The following is a 15,754-nucleotide window of genomic DNA, read 5'->3' as shown; positions in this document are numbered from 1 at the left end:
GACACGCGACAACGAAAAAGGCCCCGTTTCCGGGGCCTTCTCCTGGCTTCAGGATGCTGGGAAGCGGGTGACTTAGAAGTCGCCCATGCCGCCCATGCCACCGCCGCCCGGCGGCATCGCCGGGGCGTCGTTCTTCTGCGGCAGCTCGGCAATCATGGCTTCCGTCGTCAGCAGCAGCGAGGCCACCGAAGCGGCGTTCTGCAGCGCCAGACGGGTGACCTTGGCCGGGTCGATGATGCCGGCTTCGATCATGTCGCCATAGGTGTCGTTGGCGGCGTTGTAGCCGTACGAATCCTTGCCGCTCGAGACCTTGTTCAGCACGACCGACGGCTCGCCGCCGGCGTTCTTGACGATCTGGCGCAGCGGTTCCTGAATCGCGCGATGCAGGATCTTGATGCCGACCGTCTGGTCGTCGTTGTTGCCCTTCAGCTTTTCCAGCGCCTTGGCCGCGCGAACCAGCGCGACGCCGCCGCCGGCGACGATGCCTTCTTCAACGGCCGCACGGGTGGCGTGCAGCGCGTCTTCGACACGCGCCTTCTTTTCCTTCATCTCGATTTCGGTGGCAGCGCCGACCTTGATCACCGCGACGCCGCCGGCCAGCTTGGCCACGCGCTCGTGCAGCTTTTCCTTGTCGTAGTCGCTGGTCGCGTCTTCGATCTGCTTGCGGATCTCGGCCACGCGGGCTTCGATGTCGGCACCCTTGCCGGCGCCGTCGATGATGGTCGTGTTCTCCTTCGAGATCTGGACCTTCTTGGCGGTGCCGAGGTCGGCGATCGAGGCCTTTTCGAGGCTCAGGCCGACTTCTTCCGCGATGACCGTGCCGCCGGTCAGGATCGCGATGTCCTTCAGCATTTCCTTGCGGCGGTCACCGAAGCCCGGCGCCTTGACGGCGGCGACCTTCAGGATGCCGCGCAGGTTGTTGACCACGAGGGTGGCCAGCGCTTCGCCTTCGACGTCTTCCGAGATGATCAGCAGCGGGCGGCCCGACTTGGCGACGCCTTCGAGCACCGGCAGCAGTTCGCGGATGTTCGAGATCTTCTTTTCGTTGATCAGGATCAGCGGGTTTTCCAGCTCGACCTGCTGGCTCTGCTGGTTGTTGATGAAGTAAGGGCTGAGGTAGCCGCGGTCGAACTGCATGCCTTCGACGACGTCCAGCTCGTTCTCGAGGCCCGAGCCGTCTTCGACGGTGATCACGCCTTCCTTGCCGACCTTGTCCATCGCGGTGGCGATGATTTCGCCGATCGCTTCATCGCTGTTCGCCGACACGGTGCCGACCTGGGCAATGGCCTTGCGGTCCTTGCACGGAACCGACTGCTTCTTGAGTTCGGCGGTGACGGTTTCGACCGCCTTGTCGATGCCGCGCTTGATGTCCATCGGGTCGGTGCCGGCGGCAACGGCCTTCAGGCCTTCGGCGAGGATCGCCTGGGCCAGCACGGTGGCGGTGGTGGTGCCATCACCGGCGGCGTCGGAGGTCTTCGAGGCGACTTCCTTCACGAGCTGGGCGCCCATGTTCTCGAACTTGTCCTTCAGCTCGATTTCCTTGGCGACGGAGACGCCGTCCTTGGTCACGGTCGGCGCGCCGTAGCTCTTGTCGAGGATGACGTTGCGACCCTTCGGGCCCAGCGTGACCTTGACGGCGTTGGCGAGAATGTTGACACCGTTGGCCATGCGGCTACGGGCGTCGTCAGCAAACTTGACTTCTTTGGCTGCCATGTTTCGTTCCTCGTGTTGCGGAATTGGGGTTTGAAGCGGGTGTCCGGCCGGGGCCGGACGTGAACGCTGGCGGTGCCGACCAATGCCCGGATTGCGCCGGGCGGGCCGTCACTGCCGGACGATCACTTGGTGAAAACGGCCAGAATGTCGTCTTCGCGCAGGACCACGAGGTCCGCGCCGTCGACCTTCACTTCCGTGCCGGCGTACTTGCCGATCAGGATGATGTCGCCAGCCTTCACGCCGAGCGGCTGGGTCTTGCCGTCGTCGGTGACCTTGCCCGGGCCCACGGCCACGACTTCAGCCTTCAGCGGCTTCTCGGCGGCGCTGTCCGGGATGATGATGCCGCCCACCGACTTCTTTTCTTCTTCGAGACGCTTGACGATGACGCGGTCATGCAGGGGACGCAGACTCATGTGTATCTCCTTTTATTGGGTTCGCTTGGGGCTTCGATGACGAGTCCGAGGGGGCGTTCCGCGTCGTCACCAACGGCGTGATCGGCAGATTTGTTAGCACTCTCCCCCGGAGGCTGCTAATTCTTGTGGGGTGTCTTTCGGGATTCAAGGGGGTCGCGAACGAAATTTCGCGGCGGGAACCTTCCCGGGCCGAGCCGCGCATGGGCGCTGGCGAGGCGGGCGGTCCGTTCTATGGTCGGGCGACAAATCGGCGAAACGGCTGCAAGACTCTCCAACCTTCCTGCCGCCTGCCGCCATGCGCCCGATTCCGCTGATCCGCCGCGCCGCCGTTTCCTTCCGTTTGATCGCGGCCGCCGCGCTGCTGGGCGGCGCCTGGGCCGCGCAGGCCGCCGAACTGGCGCGGGTCGAGGGTTTCGGCCCGGCATCGCGCGGCTTTGCCGGCGGGGGCGTCGCCCATGCCACAGGCGCGGCAGCCAGTCTGCTGAATCCGGCCGAACTGCTGTCGATCGACGGCGATCACGCGTTCCAGTTCCAGTTCACCGAAATCCAGGCCCGGATCGAGGTGATCAACACCGCCACCGGCGAGGGCATCCGCAATCAGGGGCTCGGCGCCAATCGCGGCCCGTACGATCTGCCGGAAATCGCGTTCGCGCTCCGCCGCGGCAACTGGGCGTTCGGCACCGGCCTGATCGCGGCCGGCGGCTTCGGCATCGAGTTCGGCCGTGACAGCTTCCTGTCGCGAACCACCACCAACAATGTCGCGACCGGGCTGCGCATCTCGTCGCGCGTCGGCCTGCTGCGCGTGCCGTTCGCCGTGGCATGGCGGCCGCACCCGCAGTGGCGCGTCGGTGCCAGCCTCGATTACGTCAACGGTTCGGCCAACCTCGCCAGCCTGCTCGACGTGCAGCAGATCGGCGGGCTGATCCAGTCCGGCCGCGCGACCGGCAGCCTGGTGCCGGTGCTGGCCGGCATCCCGAACCTGTCCGGCGCGCATTTCGACTTCGTGCGCAACAACTATCTGGCATCGGAACTGGCCACGCAGGGCATCGGCGGCCGGATCGGCGTCACCTGGCAGCCGCTGCCGTCGACCTCGGTCGCGATCGGCTACGAATTCCGCACGCGGCTCGGCAACTACAAGGGCCGCGGCACCGTCACCGCGATCGATGGCAGCAACAACCAGATTGCGCTTGCCGGCCGCGGCCAGCTGCCGGAACTGCAGTTCCCGGATGGCTGGCTGATCGGCGTGTCGCACCAGCTGGCGCCGACGTTCAGCGTGATCGCCGACCTGCGCCACATGTTCTGGTCGCAGTCGCTCGGCAACACCGTGGTGACGTTCGCGGCCGACAGCGGCGGCGACCTGCGGGTCAGCCTGCCGACTGGGTTCCGCGACATCACCACGCTGGCCGTCGGTGCGGAGTGGCAGTTCCGGCCGGCGTGGACGCTGCGCGTCGGCGGCTCGCACGCGTTCCAGCAGCTGCAGGACAGCAGCGCGCTGAACGCCGTGTTTTCGACCACCACCCGCAACCACCTGACGTCGACCCTGGTCTGGCGGCTGGCGCAGGCGCACGACCTCGGCCTTGGCCTGAGCTACGGCTTCACGCCGGCGGTCCGCAACCCGGGCGGCAACGTCAACAGCGTGCCGGCGATCGAAGTGCGCAACCGACAGATCAATCCGTCCCTGAGCTACGGCTACCGGTTCTGAGCGATCGCGACCGGGCTCGCGCCGCATGCGCTGTCATCCAAGCTTCAAGACGATCCGACACAAGGCCTGAACGCTTGAACCTGTCGGCTGCGCAGTGGCGCACGTAGTCTGGTCAGGCTGCAGGGACGCCCGTGCTCCAACAGCGCGCGCCACTCCCGAACTGCCTTGCGGACGACCTGATGATCCGACACCTGCTGGTCCTGCTGCTGATGTCACTGCCGATGGCGAGCTTCGCATTCGATTCGTCTCACGATGCCTGGACGAAGCTGCTGCAGCGGAATGTCGTCGAGATCCGCCCGGGTCAGGCCACGGCCGTGCGCTACGCCGGCTTTGCCTCCGATCGTCCCGCGCTCAAGGCCTACCTGGACAGCCTCGCTGCCGTTTCACCGGCGGAGTACGGACGCTGGCCGAAGCCCGAACAGCTGGCTTTCCTGATCAACGCCTACAACGCCCATACCGTGGCGCTGATCCTTGAAACCTATCCGCGCCTGAAGTCGATCAAGGATCTGGGTTCGCTGTTGTCCAGCCCCTGGAAGAAAGCCTTCATTCCGCTGCTCGGCAAGACCATCAGCCTCGATCAGATCGAGCACGGCATGATCCGCAAGCCGGGCGTGTTCGACGATCCGCGCATCCACGCGGCGGTCAACTGCGCTTCGGTCGGCTGCCCGGCACTGGCGCGTCAGGCCTTCGTCGGACGCGATCTCGATCGACAGCTCGATACCGCACTGAGCGGCTTCCTCGCCGATTCGACGCGCAATCGTTATGTCGCTGCCAGCGGTCGGCTCGAAGTGTCGAAGATCTTCGACTGGTACGGCAGCGATTTCGAACAGGGCCATCGCGGCTACGATTCGCTGAAGACGCTGTTCGCGCGCCACGCAGCCGTTCTTGCCACCACGCCGGAAGGCCAGACGGCCATCCGCAGCGGCCGCTACAAGCTCGACTTCCTCGACTACGACTGGGCGCTCAACGATGCCCGCTGAGGCCCTGCCCGTCGCACTTGGCAGGCTCGATCGCCTCCGGCCGCTGATCGCGATCATCCCGGCGCACAACGAAGCACCGGCCATCGGCCAAGTGGTCTCCGCGGCTCGTGCCGCACGGGCGGCGGACGGGTTGGCATTCGACCGGATCATCGTGGTCGACAACGCCTCGTCCGACGGCACGGCCGCGCTTGCCGAAGCCGCAGGCGCCGATACCGTTTTCGAAGCGCGCCGTGGCTACGGGGCCGCCTGTCTGGCGGGCATTGCCGCGGCCGGCGATCGCGGCACGATCGTGTTCATCGATGGCGACGCCTCGGTCGATCTGGACGATCTGCCGGCCCTGCTGGCACCGATGCTGGACAAGGTCGCAGGGGCGGCGGAGCTGGTCATCGGTACACGGCCGCACCCTGATCCGGCCGCCATGAGCCTGCCGCAGCGCTTGGGCAACCGCCTGGCGACCTCCCTGATCCGCTTGCTGTGGCGCGTGCCGGTGCACGATCTCGGCCCGTTCCGCGCCATCCGCGTCGACCGGCTGCAGGCCCTGGCAATGCGCGACACGGCATACGGCTGGACCGTCGAAATGCAGATCAAGGCGTTCCGGGCCGGATTTCGCGTGGCCGAAGTGCCGGTGGCGGTTCGCGCCCGCATCGGCCACTCGAAGATCAGCGGCACGGTTCGCGGCGTCATCGGCGCGGCGATCGGCATCTTTTCCATGATCGGCCGGCTCTGGCTGGCAGATCGGCGCGATCGTCGCGCCCCCACTCCCGCTTCCGCAGTCCCACCCGCCCGGAGCAGCCTCCGATGAACGCACTGAAAACTCGCCTCCATGCCGTCTTCCTGTCGCTGATGACGCTGTCGCTGGTCCATCCCGTCGCTGTGCTCGCGTCGGGTAGTGGCAGCGGCGGCTACGGCGACAACGCCGGCGTGTTCGGCACCCATAACCAAAACTTCAACCTTTCCAGCAGCCAGTCGCTGAACGACGAGCAGAGGTACCTGCTGGGCCGGGAAATCTACTCGGCCAAGCTCGGCTGCGAGGGTTGCGAGCTCGGCAGCGAGCCGCTCAACGCCAAGCTGGCGGGCCGGGTCATGTCGGAACCGGACCTGATGGCGAAGCTCGACAAGAAGGAGCGCGCGATGGTCGAGGTCTACCTGAAGCGCCGCTTCCGGCTCTGACCTCCGCCGTGCGCTGATCGGGCGTGGTCGGCTCGGCCGCGGCACTGAACCGGCCGATGGCGCTTGCGGTCGCCGCCCTGTTCGGCGGCTGCCTCAGCTGGACCTGGGCGAGCCTCGGCGATGGCGTCAGCCCGATGCATTTGTGGCTGGTCGCCGTACCCGGCATGGCCGTGCTGATCGCCGCCACGCGCGACGCGGCGTGGTCACGGTCGGACCTGCCGCTGCTGCTGGCCGCGGCTGCCACGCTTCGCCTGCTCGGCATCGTCGGCGCGCCGATTCTCGAGGACGATCACTACCGTTATCTGTGGGACGGTTTCCGGCTGATCGAACACGGCACGCCGTACGGGGTGCCGCCGGCGGCCAGCTTCGGCGACACCTCGCTGCCGCAGTACGCCGAGGACCTGCTGAGCGGCGTCAACAATCCGGACGTGCCGACCATCTACGGCCCGGTGCTGCAGGCGCTGTTCGGCATCAGTCATCTGATCGCGCCGGGCCAGCTCTGGCCGCTGAAGTCGCTGCTGTCGCTGATCGACCTCGGCATGCTCGTCCTGCTCTGGCAACTCGGTGCCCGGCGCGGCGCCTGGCTGTACGGCCTGTGTCCGCTGGTGGTCAAGGAAATCGCCTACACGGCGCATCCGGACGGGGTGATGGCGATGCTGCTGGTCGCGGCACTCTGGGCACGCGGCAGGCCGAACCGCCACGCCGCGGTCGGCTGCGGCGTCGCCGCTGGACTTGCGGTGGCGGCGAAGATCAACGCCGTCGTCGCATTGCCGCTCCTGCTCTGGGGGCTCCCGCCGCTGGCCTGGCTGGCGGCACCGCTGGCCACGCTCGTCGCCTACCTGCCGTTTCTGGATGGTGCGACCGACTTCGCCGGCCTCCGCGTGTTCGCCCAGCTCTGGGTCTACAATCCGGCGCTGTTCGGGCTGGCGTCCGCCGCGCTCGGCGACGCCGATGCCCGCAAGGCGATGGCGCTGAGCTTCGGGCTCATCGCCCTGCTGCTGCTCGTCCGCCAGCAGCGCTGGGCGCGCGAAGACGGGCCGCGCCTCGACCTGATCTTCGCCGCGCTTCTCGTTTGTGCGCCGACCATCAATCCCTGGTACCTGCTGTGGAGCCTGCCGTTTGCGGCACTTCGTCCCAGCCGCACGGCCTGGACCGCCGCTGCCACGCTGACGTTCGCCTACGCCCACGATCCGATTCGCTACGTGCTGCCGGTCTGGGCGGTCGTCGCGCAATTCCTGCCGATCGCGATCGCGTTCGCGCTCGACTGCCGGGCTGCGACTGGCCGTCCGGGAGTCAGTAAACAGTTGTAAACAAAGCGGAGGGTCGCGCTAGAATGGTGCACCGCAATATGCTGACTATCCTGCCTGCTGCCCTGCAGCACCGCCTCGCTTGGAGAATTCGTCAATGAAACCCTACGGCCGCAAGGTCGCCATTCTTGGCGGCGCCCGCATTCCGTTCGCCCGCTCGAACGGCGCCTACGCCACGCGCAGCAACTCGGACATGCTGACCGCCACCCTGAAGGCGGTGGTCGACAAGTACCAGCTGCACGGCGAGCGCCTCGGCGAAGTCGCGGCCGGTGCCGTGCTCAAGCACTCGCGCGACTTCAACCTGACCCGCGAATGCGTGCTGTCGTCCGGCCTGTCGCCGGAAACCCCGGCCTATGACCTGCAGCAGGCCTGCGGCACGTCGCTGGAAACGGTGATGACGGTCGGCTCGAAGATCGCCCTCGGCCAGATCGAATCGGGCATCGGCGCCGGTGTCGATACCGCGTCGGACGCGCCGATCGGCGTCGGCGAAGGCCTGCGCAAGATCCTGCTCGAAGCCAATCGCGCCAAGACCGCCGGTCAGCGACTGGCCGCGTTCTCGAAGTTCCGGCCGAAGGATCTGGTGCCGCTGATCCCCGGCAACAACGAGCCGCGCACCCGCCTGAGCATGGGCGCGCACTGCGAGCTGATGGCCAAGCAGTGGGGCATTCCGCGCGCCGATCAGGATCAGCTGGCGCTGGAATCGCACCAGAAGGCGGCCTTGGCGTACGACTCTGGCTTCTTCGGCGATCTGGTCGTGCCGTATGCCGGGTTGTCGCGCGACAACAACCTGCGCGGCGACACCACGCTGGCCAAGCTGGCGACGCTGAAGCCGGCGTTCGACAAGGCCAACGGCACGCTGACGGCCGGCAACTCGACGCCGCTGACCGATGGCGCCGCCGCCGTGCTGCTGGCCTCGGACGACTGGGCCAAAGCCCACGGTCACAAGCCGCTGGCGTACTTGACGGCCTTTGAGACCGCCGCGGTGGATTTCGCGGCCGGCCGCAAGGATGGCCTGCTGATCGCCCCGGCGTTCGCCGTGCCGCGAATGCTGGCGCGCATGGGCCTGAAGCTTCAGGACTTCGACTTCTATGAAATCCACGAAGCCTTCGCCGCCCAGGTGCTGTGCACCTTGAAGGCCTGGGAAGACCCGAAGTTCTGCAAGGAGCGTCTGGGTCTGGACAAGCCGCTCGGCAGCATCGACCGTTCGCGCATGAACATCCGCGGCAGCTCGCTGGGCCTCGGTCATCCGTTCGCCGCGACCGGCGCGCGCATCGTCGCCACGCTCGCCAAGATCATCAGCGAGAACGGCGGCGGTCGCGGCCTGATCTCGATTTGCACCGCCGGCGGCATGGGCGTGACGGCGATTCTGGAAGGCTGAGCGGGACCGGCACGGTGACCCGCACCGTGCCGTCGCTCAGCGCCGCGTCAGGCGCGCGAAACTGAACAGCTCGGCGCAGGGATGCGTCTTGCCCAGCAAGGCATCGCGCAGCAGTTCGGCACCGATCAGGCTGTAGGTGATGCCGTTGCCGCCATACGCCATGGCGAAGTGGACGCGCGGCCCGTGCTGCTCGTGCGGACCGAAGCACGGCAGTCCGTCCTCGGTCTCGGCGAAGGTGCCGGCCCACGCGAACGCGATCCGCAGCGGCAACTGCGGAAACAGGCGCGACACGCGAGTGCGCAGCGTGTCGGCCTTGGCGGCGACGCGGGCATCGCGCCGCAACGGAATGTCGTAGTGGTCGTCCTCGCCACCGACGAGCAGGCGTTCGTCGGCGGTGCGCCGCAGGTACAGATAGGGCCGCGCGGATTCCCAGACCAGCGTGTTCTTGAGCATGCCGAGCTGGCCCGGCATCGGCTCGCTGACGAAGGCATAGCTGCTGCGATTCGCGGCAACGCGCTGTCGTAGCCAGGTCTGGCTTTCATAGCCGGCAGCGAGGATCAGCTGCTTGCAGCGGATCGTGATGCCGTCCTCGGTTTCGGCGCGAACTTCCGCGCGCGCGGTCGTGAAGGTCTTCAGCGCGGTTCGCGCGTGCACGTGGCCACCGTGCGTCTCGATCCGGCCGAGCAGGCGATGCGCGAGCTGATACGGATCGGTTTCCGCGGCCACCGGCGTCAGCAAGGCGCTCGGCGCATCGATGCCGAAGCGGGCGGTCATCGCGGCGCGGTCGAGCACTTCGAGCCTGAAGCCATTCGCCAGCCGCAGGGCGCCCTCCCGCTCGACACGCGTCTTGTGGAACCAGCGGCTTGCGTAATAGAGACTCTGCATCGACTGGAAGTCGACGCCGCGCAGTGACTTCGCGATCTTCCGCAGGCTGCCGATGGCCTGCTCGCACGCCTTGTAGGCCAGCACCGCATCCGCCTCGCCGTAGCGCTTGGCCAGCGCCTGCATCTCGGTGTCGATCTCGTACTGCAGCAGGGCCGTGCTTGCCGAGGTACTGCCCCAGCCCGCTTCGCGCTGATCGATCACGCACACCGTCATCCCGGCCCGCGCGAGGTGATCGCCGATCAGCGCGCCAGTGATGCCGGCACCCACCACGAGGACATCGCAGCGAACCGGCTCGACCAGGCGCGGAAACGCGTGCAGCAAGCCGTTCTTGATCTGCCAGAACGGCACACCGCTTTTCAGATCCATGGCGTGGACTTCCGGCGTGCAACACCTGCTGCCGTCGCCGAGACGATCGAGCAAGGCATCGCGTCGCGCTCCCGTTCAGCCGACCGCATGGCGATGGCAGCGGGCCTTGCGGACTTTCGCGTTGCGACTTGCATGGCTGAACTCCGGGGTTGATTGAATCAGGTGCCGCCAGAGGCTTCTCGGCCGCGCGTTTGGAGGCACGGGGATTCGGAACGGCCTGGCTTCGCCGTCGCGCGAGCTGTTCACGGGCCGTCGACGCTAAGGTTCAGCGGTGTCCGTGACGGTCTTGCCGTTCGTGCCTGCCTCGCCGCGTGCGGATTCATCGCGCCGGGTCTTGATCGCGCCACGCGTGTTCATCGCAGCAAGCAGCACCTGCATGACGATCAGCGCGGGGGCGTGAGCGTGCAGACCCCAGATCACCCACAGCACATTGCTCAGCAGGAAAACTCAGAAGCCGGCGTTGCGCTGTCGCTTGCCGCTGGATGCGACGAGCCAGGCCGCCGCGATGGTCACGGCCATCGCCGGCCACTGCAGCAGATCGGCTGCGTTCACGCGGCAATCGCATCAAGGCCCGAACGGCGCGATCAGCATGGTGATCGGGATCGGAGTATCGACGGACAGCCCCATGCCGCAGGCCGTGGCGACAAGCCCGTGGCGCACGGACGAGACTTGCGGCGCGCGCGATCGGCCGATGGCCGGCATTCGGAGCGCAGCAGCATCCGGGAAACGCAGCGGCGCAGCCTGCAAAAGCTCAGTCGGATGATTCATTCGCTTGCGAGTTCGGGTCTGGGTGGACGTTGCACAGCGGCAAACAACGCCACCGGACCGTAGCCGCGCCAAAACGCGCGTTCCGTTCCACAACGCACGCACACCAGCCTGACGTTCGAGCGCTCGCTTCGGGCCTGCTGTCATTGCCTGAATGCCGATGACCGGATCTCGGCCGACACAGCCTGCGTCAGCCGCGCGGGATGACTCGGCGATCCATCGGGGGCAGACGGCCGTGGTCGTGCACAGCCCGCACTACAGGAACCCGAGATTCGAAGTGCCGAAGTTCCGGAGATTCGGAAACACCGTGGCGAGATCGGCATCGGCGACGCCAAACCAGCGCGCCAGCGTGGCGCCGTACTGGTCGACCGAGGTCGTCGGCAGCCAGCGGCCTTCGCTGCTGATGTCGTTCGGCCCGCCGAGGCTGTGCTCCGGGAACTGACCGTAGAACGTGCGGCCGCGTACCGCGCCGCCCATGATCAGTTGGTGGTTGCCCCAGGCATGATCGCTGCCGCCGCCGGACGCCGGTTTCAGGGTGCGGCCGAAATCGGACAAGGTGAAGGTCGTCACCTGATCGGCGACGCCGAGTTGCGCCATCGCATCCTGAAATGACTTCAGGGCCGGGCTCAGCTGACCGAACAGGTTGGCCTGGGTCGCAATCTGACCGTTGTGCGTGTCGAAGCCGCCGAGCGTCACGTAGAAAATCTGGCGGGTGACGGCGAGCGTGCTGCGTGCCTCGATCATGCGCGCCACCTGCAGCAGTTGACGCGAAACCGAGTTGCTCTGACCGGCGAACAGGCTGTTGATCGCCGACGAATTCCCGCCCAGCACCGGGTTCAGCACGGCGCTGCTGGCAATGGCGGCGGTCACGGTGTCCTGTGCCGATGCCACCAGACTGTTGCCGCGATCCGCCGCCAGCAGTTGCTGCAGGGCGTTGGCGACCGCGGCGTTGGCGCTGCCGCCGAAACTGCTCAGCCCGAAGTTGCCGTTCTGCGGCACCGACAAGGCCGCCGTGTTGTTGCCGACGGTGAAAAGATCGCGCCCCACGAGCGAGATCAGCGGCGGCACCGACGCGCCGGGGTTGCGGTTGCGCACGACGTCCGCCATCCGTCCGCCCCAGCCGCTGCGCGACAGACCCTGGCTGACGGCCGACTGCCACTGCGCCTGCTGGTCGGCATGCGAGAACAGGTTGTCCGGGCGAAGCCTGGCGGTTGCGTACTCCGCCTTCGTCAACGGCTGCGCCAGCGGCCCGACGTTGAACAGCACGGCGAGATCGCCCGCGTTCCAGACCTGCTGCAGTTCGGTGAATTCCGGGTGGGCGCCGAACTGGGCGGTGCCGGATGCCGGCGGCAAGGCCAGCAACTGCGACTGCGGCAGGCCGATGGCGCCACTGCCGGCGGTGTTGTCGCCACGGATGCCGGCGTAGCGCGCGAAGCCGGCCGTGTCCGTCGGCACGATCATGTTGTTGCCGTCGTTGCCGCCGAACAGGAACACGCAGACCAGCGCCTTGTAATCGCCGCTGGTCTGGGCCAGCGCCGGGAAACTCGGCAACGCGCCCGCGAGCAAGCCGGACCCGAGGCCACCGACAAATCGCCGGCGGGAAGGATCGAATGCCGTGTTCATGTCATTGCTCCACCTGGTACTGCATCGACGACAACGCGAGATAGAGCGCAGCGCGGCTGCGGGTGGCGGGATCGCTGGCGGGTATCGTGTCGACGGCGGCGAGGATGGTGTTGCGCGTGGTCGCCGACATCGCGCCGTGGAACAGCACGCGGTCGATGCGATCGAGCAAGGCGTTGCTGTCGGTTGCCAGCGCCTGCCACGCGCTCAGATCGAGCTGGCTGCCGATGGCGTTCGGCACCGTGGTGTCCGGGCGCTGCGGCCCGGCGAGCAGGCTGTTCAGGAAGTTGCTGCGCGTGAACGCGGTGCTGGCACTGAACACGCCGAAACCCGGGCCAACCAGCGTCGTGCCCTGAACCGGGTAGTCCGGCGGATAGAAATTGAACACGGACGGCGCCTGATAGATGTTCTGCGCCATGGCATTGCTGCGGTCGCGCAGGTAGACGCCGTCGCTGCTGCCGCCGATGCCGCGCAAGGCGCCGGTGATCAGCAGGGCCGGCTCGCGCAGCTTGCCGTAGCTGGCCGCCGTCTTGGCGTCACCGCGCGCTTCCGGATCGAGCAGGATGGCGCGCACCACCGCACCGAGATTGCCGCGCCGCCCGGCGCCATCGTTGGCGAACACCGCGCTGATGCGGGCGACATAGGCCGGCGTCGGATTGCTGGTCACCAGATGCTGGATCAACTGCTTGCCGATGAACGGGCCGACGTTCGGGTGCGCGGCAATGTTGTCGAGCGCATCCCCCAGATCCTTCTCCGGCGTCTGCCCGGCCGGCAGGCTGACACCGCCGAGCAGGCGCTTGGCCTCGGGATCGTGATGCGCGGCGATCGGCTCCATGTCGCCGGCGTAATGGACCGGGTTGGTCCAGCGCGCAGTGGCACCAGGAAGGGTCGGATAGGTCCAGCCGGTGAAGGCATGCGCAAAGCCTTCCACCGTGTCCTGATCGTAGGCCGGGATGCTGCGGCCCTGACCGTCGAGGCGCGGCGTGCCGTCGGCGTTCAGTTCGACCGTGCCCAGCGAGAACAGCTGCAGCACTTCGCGGGCGTAGTTCTCGTTCGGCTCGATGCCGCGGGAGGGATTGGGCCGGTCGTTGTTGACCATGTCGAGATAGCGACCCATCGCCGGGCTCAGAGTCACCCGACCGAGCAGTTGCCGATAGCTGCCGAACGCGCCGTCGAGCAGGATCTGCTGGTACGCCGCCATCGCATAAGCGGTGCCGACATCGACGCCGGACACGACGAAGATCTGCGACAGCGCGAACGCGACCCGCTGGCGCAGTTGATCCGGCCCGGTCAGCGCGTTGCGGAAGAACTGGTTCTGCAGCAGGAACAGCGAGTAGTGGTCGCGGTTGCAGGTCGCGGGCGATCCGGTCGGGCAGCCGACGCTGACGCTCGCATCGATCACCGGATAGCCGGCATAGCCGGTGGCCGGCGTGGCCAGCTGCTGATCGATCCAGCCGGCGATGCTGCCGGCCTGCACCTGGGTGATGGCGGCGTCGGTCGGGCCGAACGTGGCCTGTTCGAGCAGGCGAGCGGCGTCCGCCGGCGTGGTCTGGGCGGTCGGCGGGGGCGGTGTCGGTGTTGGCGCTGGCGATGGTGCCGGAGCTGGCGCTGCCGGTGCCGTGCCTGCAGCCGGTTCGGCACCCGTGCCGCCGCCACATCCGGCGAGCATGCACGCTGCAAGTCCCCATCCTGCGGCGATCGATTTCAGCGACATGGCTCAACCCCGGATGGCACCCGCACCAATGTCGGCCATCGCCGTCGCTTTCCGGGGTTCAACGGCCGGTCGGTAGCGACGGCAGGATGTTCGGCCACCGGGCGCTCGCGATGTCCATCGCGATTGATTCCGATCAGGCCCCTGCTGAGACCGTTCGCGAGATCACCACGCACCGTCGATGACACCGGAAAAAGCCGTTTTGCCGCCATCTCCGGCAAGGCTTACCGAAACCTCCCTCGGTCGGCATACTTCCCGCATATGACAGCGGCACCACGCCGCTGATCCAGAAATCCAAGGGGAGCCTGACCTGATGAGCCTGTTCCGTACCAAAGCGATCGAGACCGATCTGGAAAAAAACACCGGTCTGAAGCGCAGCCTGAACGCGTTCGATCTGGTCATGCTCGGCATCGGCGCGATCATCGGCACCGGCATCTTCGTGCTGACCGGCAAGGCCGCCGCGGTCAACGCCGGCCCGGCCGTGGTGCTGTCGTTCGTCGTCGCCGGCCTCGCCTGCACGTTCGCCGCGCTGTCGTACGCGGAGCTGTCGTCGTCGATCGGTGGTGCGGGCAGCGCCTATGGCTACGGCTACGCGGGCCTGGGCGAATGGCCGGCGTGGATCATCGGCTGGATGCTGGTGCTCGAATATGCGGTGGCGGTGCCGGCGGTGTCGGCCGGCTGGTCGGAGTACCTGAACACCGGCCTGCAGTCGATCGACTTCCATCTGCCTGCGGCGCTGACGCACAGTTTTCTCGACAAGCAGCACGCCGGCTCGTTCGTGAATCTGCCGGCGGTGCTGATCATCGCCACGCTCGGCTTCGTGCTGGCGAAGGGTGCGAAGGTCGGCGCGGTGCTGAACGCGATCATCGTCGCGGTGAAGCTCGCCACCATCTTCCTGTTCATCGGCGTGGCCGTGTTCCACGTCGATCCGACGCTCTGGCACCCCTTCATTCCGGCGGAAGTGGTCGACGCCGACGGCACCAAGCACTTCGGCTGGGGCGGCGTGTTCGACGGCGCCTCGAAGATCTTCTTCGCGTACCTGGGCTTCGATGCCGTGTCGACCGCAGCCGAAGAAACCAAGAAGCCGTCGCGCGACCTGCCGATCGGCATCCTCGGCTCGCTCGGCGCCTGCACCATTCTCTACATCGTGGTGTCCGGCCTGCTGACCGGCATCGTGCCGTACACCGATCTGAACGTCGGCTCGCCGGTCGCCTACTCGCTGCTGCAGATCGGCCAGAAGACCGCCGCCGGCCTGATCTCGATCGGTGCCATCGCCGGCCTGACCACCGTGATGCTGGTGATGTTCTACGGCCTGACCCGCGTGCTGTTCGCGATCTCGCGCGACGGCCTGCTGCCGCCGTTCTTCGCGACGCTGCATCCGGAAACCAAGACCCCGGTCGGCTCGATCATCTCGGCCGGCATCATCATGATCATCCTCGGCGGCTTCGTGCCGCTCGGCGAACTGGCCGATACCGCCAACATCGGCACGCTCGGCGCGTTCGTCATCGCCTGCATCGGCGTGCTGGTGCTGCGCCGCACCCGGCCGGACCTGAAGCGTCCGTTCAAAGCCCCGTTCGGCCCGCTGCTGCCGGTGCTCGGCGTGCTGTCCTGCGGCTACCTGATGACCCGCCTCGGCCAGACGACCTGGACCGCGTTCGCGATCTGGCTGGTGATCGGCCAGCTGATCTACTTCGGCTACTCCAGAAGCCACAGCAAGCTCGCCCGCTGATCACCGTTCGCGGGG

The 15,754-nt window shown here is 67.1% G+C and carries 12 protein-coding genes and 1 pseudogene; 7 read left to right on the top strand and 6 right to left on the bottom strand.

Features of this window, described 5'->3' with window-relative positions; genetic code table 11:
• Positions 1-72: 72 nt before the first annotated feature.
• Both groL and QZ951_RS03375 read right to left on the bottom strand, forming a co-directional pair.
• A complete protein-coding gene (gene groL / locus QZ951_RS03380) occupies positions 73-1,713 on the bottom strand; it encodes a chaperonin GroEL (protein ID WP_292998553.1) in 1,641 nt (546 codons plus the stop codon).
• Between the two features lie 122 nt (positions 1,714-1,835).
• Positions 1,836-2,126, bottom strand: a complete 291-nt coding sequence (locus QZ951_RS03375) for a co-chaperone GroES (RefSeq protein WP_292998551.1) — start codon at positions 2,124-2,126, stop codon at positions 1,836-1,838.
• A 295-nt stretch (positions 2,127-2,421) separates the two neighbouring features.
• Here QZ951_RS03375 and QZ951_RS03370 point away from each other — a divergent pair, with 295 nt between their 5' ends.
• The 6 genes from QZ951_RS03370 (at position 2,422) to QZ951_RS03345 (ending at position 8,663) form a co-directional block, all read left to right on the top strand.
• On the top strand, positions 2,422-3,828 hold the full coding sequence (locus tag QZ951_RS03370) for an outer membrane protein transport protein (RefSeq protein WP_292998549.1): 1,407 nt from the start codon (positions 2,422-2,424) through the stop codon (positions 3,826-3,828).
• A gap of 179 nt (positions 3,829-4,007) precedes the next feature.
• Positions 4,008-4,808 carry a DUF547 domain-containing protein gene (locus QZ951_RS03365; protein ID WP_292998547.1) on the top strand — a complete coding sequence of 267 codons (801 nt, stop codon included), beginning with the start codon at positions 4,008-4,010 and terminating at the stop codon, positions 4,806-4,808.
• Positions 4,714-5,610 (top strand): glycosyltransferase family 2 protein, encoded by an 897-nt coding sequence (locus tag QZ951_RS03360; RefSeq protein ID WP_292998545.1) that lies wholly within the window; start codon positions 4,714-4,716, stop codon positions 5,608-5,610. The genes QZ951_RS03365 and QZ951_RS03360 overlap by 95 nt, the downstream gene beginning before the upstream one ends.
• Positions 5,607-5,978 (top strand): hypothetical protein, encoded by a 372-nt coding sequence (locus tag QZ951_RS03355; protein ID WP_292998543.1) that lies wholly within the window; start codon positions 5,607-5,609, stop codon positions 5,976-5,978. The genes QZ951_RS03360 and QZ951_RS03355 overlap by 4 nt, the downstream gene beginning before the upstream one ends.
• Positions 5,979-6,034: 56 nt before the next feature.
• The gene (locus QZ951_RS03350; protein WP_292998541.1) at positions 6,035-7,288 is read left to right on the top strand and encodes a hypothetical protein; all 1,254 of its coding nucleotides are present in this window, start codon (positions 6,035-6,037) and stop codon (positions 7,286-7,288) included.
• A 94-nt stretch (positions 7,289-7,382) separates the two neighbouring features.
• Positions 7,383-8,663 carry an acetyl-CoA C-acetyltransferase gene (locus tag QZ951_RS03345; protein ID WP_292998539.1) on the top strand — a complete coding sequence of 427 codons (1,281 nt, stop codon included), beginning with the start codon at positions 7,383-7,385 and terminating at the stop codon, positions 8,661-8,663.
• A 36-nt stretch (positions 8,664-8,699) separates the two neighbouring features.
• Here QZ951_RS03345 and QZ951_RS03340 read toward each other — a convergent pair whose 3' ends face one another.
• The 4 genes and pseudogenes from QZ951_RS03340 to QZ951_RS03325 all read right to left on the bottom strand — a co-directional run bounded on the left by QZ951_RS03340 (position 8,700) and on the right by QZ951_RS03325 (position 14,013).
• A complete protein-coding gene (locus QZ951_RS03340) occupies positions 8,700-9,914 on the bottom strand; it encodes an FAD-dependent oxidoreductase (RefSeq protein ID WP_292998537.1) in 1,215 nt (404 codons plus the stop codon).
• Between the two features lie 258 nt (positions 9,915-10,172).
• Positions 10,173-10,466: pseudogene (locus QZ951_RS20365) on the bottom strand (hypothetical protein).
• 468 nt (positions 10,467-10,934) lie between these two features.
• Complete coding sequence (locus QZ951_RS03330) at positions 10,935-12,302, bottom strand: DUF1501 domain-containing protein (protein ID WP_292998533.1); 1,368 nt, start codon at positions 12,300-12,302, stop codon at positions 10,935-10,937.
• A gap of 1 nt (position 12,303) precedes the next feature.
• Positions 12,304-14,013, bottom strand: coding sequence for a DUF1800 domain-containing protein (locus tag QZ951_RS03325; protein WP_292998531.1), 1,710 nt, complete (start codon positions 14,011-14,013; stop codon positions 12,304-12,306).
• A 310-nt stretch (positions 14,014-14,323) separates the two neighbouring features.
• On the opposite strand from QZ951_RS03325, the gene QZ951_RS03320 reads away from it, so the two are divergent.
• The gene (locus tag QZ951_RS03320) at positions 14,324-15,739 is read left to right on the top strand and encodes an amino acid permease (RefSeq protein ID WP_292998529.1); all 1,416 of its coding nucleotides are present in this window, start codon (positions 14,324-14,326) and stop codon (positions 15,737-15,739) included.
• Positions 15,740-15,754: the final 15 nt, after the last annotated feature.

Source organism: Nevskia sp., from assembly GCF_021732705.1.
GTDB lineage: Bacteria > Pseudomonadota > Gammaproteobacteria > Nevskiales > Nevskiaceae > Nevskia.
The sequence above is the reverse complement of the archived record's forward strand: the minus strand, read 5'-3'. Positions and strand labels throughout refer to the sequence as shown.

Bases quoted from the DNA above. Each gene is read 5' to 3' on its own strand.
- groL (WP_292998553.1), bottom strand. From the start codon at position 1,713: ATGGCAGCCAAAGAAGTCAAGTTTGCTGACGACGCCCGTAGCCGCATG.
- QZ951_RS03375 (WP_292998551.1), bottom strand. From the start codon at position 2,126: ATGAGTCTGCGTCCCCTGCATGACCGCGTCATCGTCAAGCGTCTCGAA.
- QZ951_RS03370 (WP_292998549.1), top strand. From the start codon at position 2,422: ATGCGCCCGATTCCGCTGATCCGCCGCGCCGCCGTTTCCTTCCGTTTG.
- QZ951_RS03365 (WP_292998547.1), top strand. From the start codon at position 4,008: ATGATCCGACACCTGCTGGTCCTGCTGCTGATGTCACTGCCGATGGCG.
- QZ951_RS03355 (WP_292998543.1), top strand. From the start codon at position 5,607: ATGAACGCACTGAAAACTCGCCTCCATGCCGTCTTCCTGTCGCTGATG.
- QZ951_RS03350 (WP_292998541.1), top strand. From the start codon at position 6,035: ATGGCGCTTGCGGTCGCCGCCCTGTTCGGCGGCTGCCTCAGCTGGACC.
- QZ951_RS03345 (WP_292998539.1), top strand. From the start codon at position 7,383: ATGAAACCCTACGGCCGCAAGGTCGCCATTCTTGGCGGCGCCCGCATT.
- QZ951_RS03340 (WP_292998537.1), bottom strand. From the start codon at position 9,914: ATGGATCTGAAAAGCGGTGTGCCGTTCTGGCAGATCAAGAACGGCTTG.
- QZ951_RS03330 (WP_292998533.1), bottom strand. From the start codon at position 12,302: ATGAACACGGCATTCGATCCTTCCCGCCGGCGATTTGTCGGTGGCCTC.
- QZ951_RS03325 (WP_292998531.1), bottom strand. From the start codon at position 14,013: ATGTCGCTGAAATCGATCGCCGCAGGATGGGGACTTGCAGCGTGCATG.
- QZ951_RS03320 (WP_292998529.1), top strand. From the start codon at position 14,324: ATGAGCCTGTTCCGTACCAAAGCGATCGAGACCGATCTGGAAAAAAAC.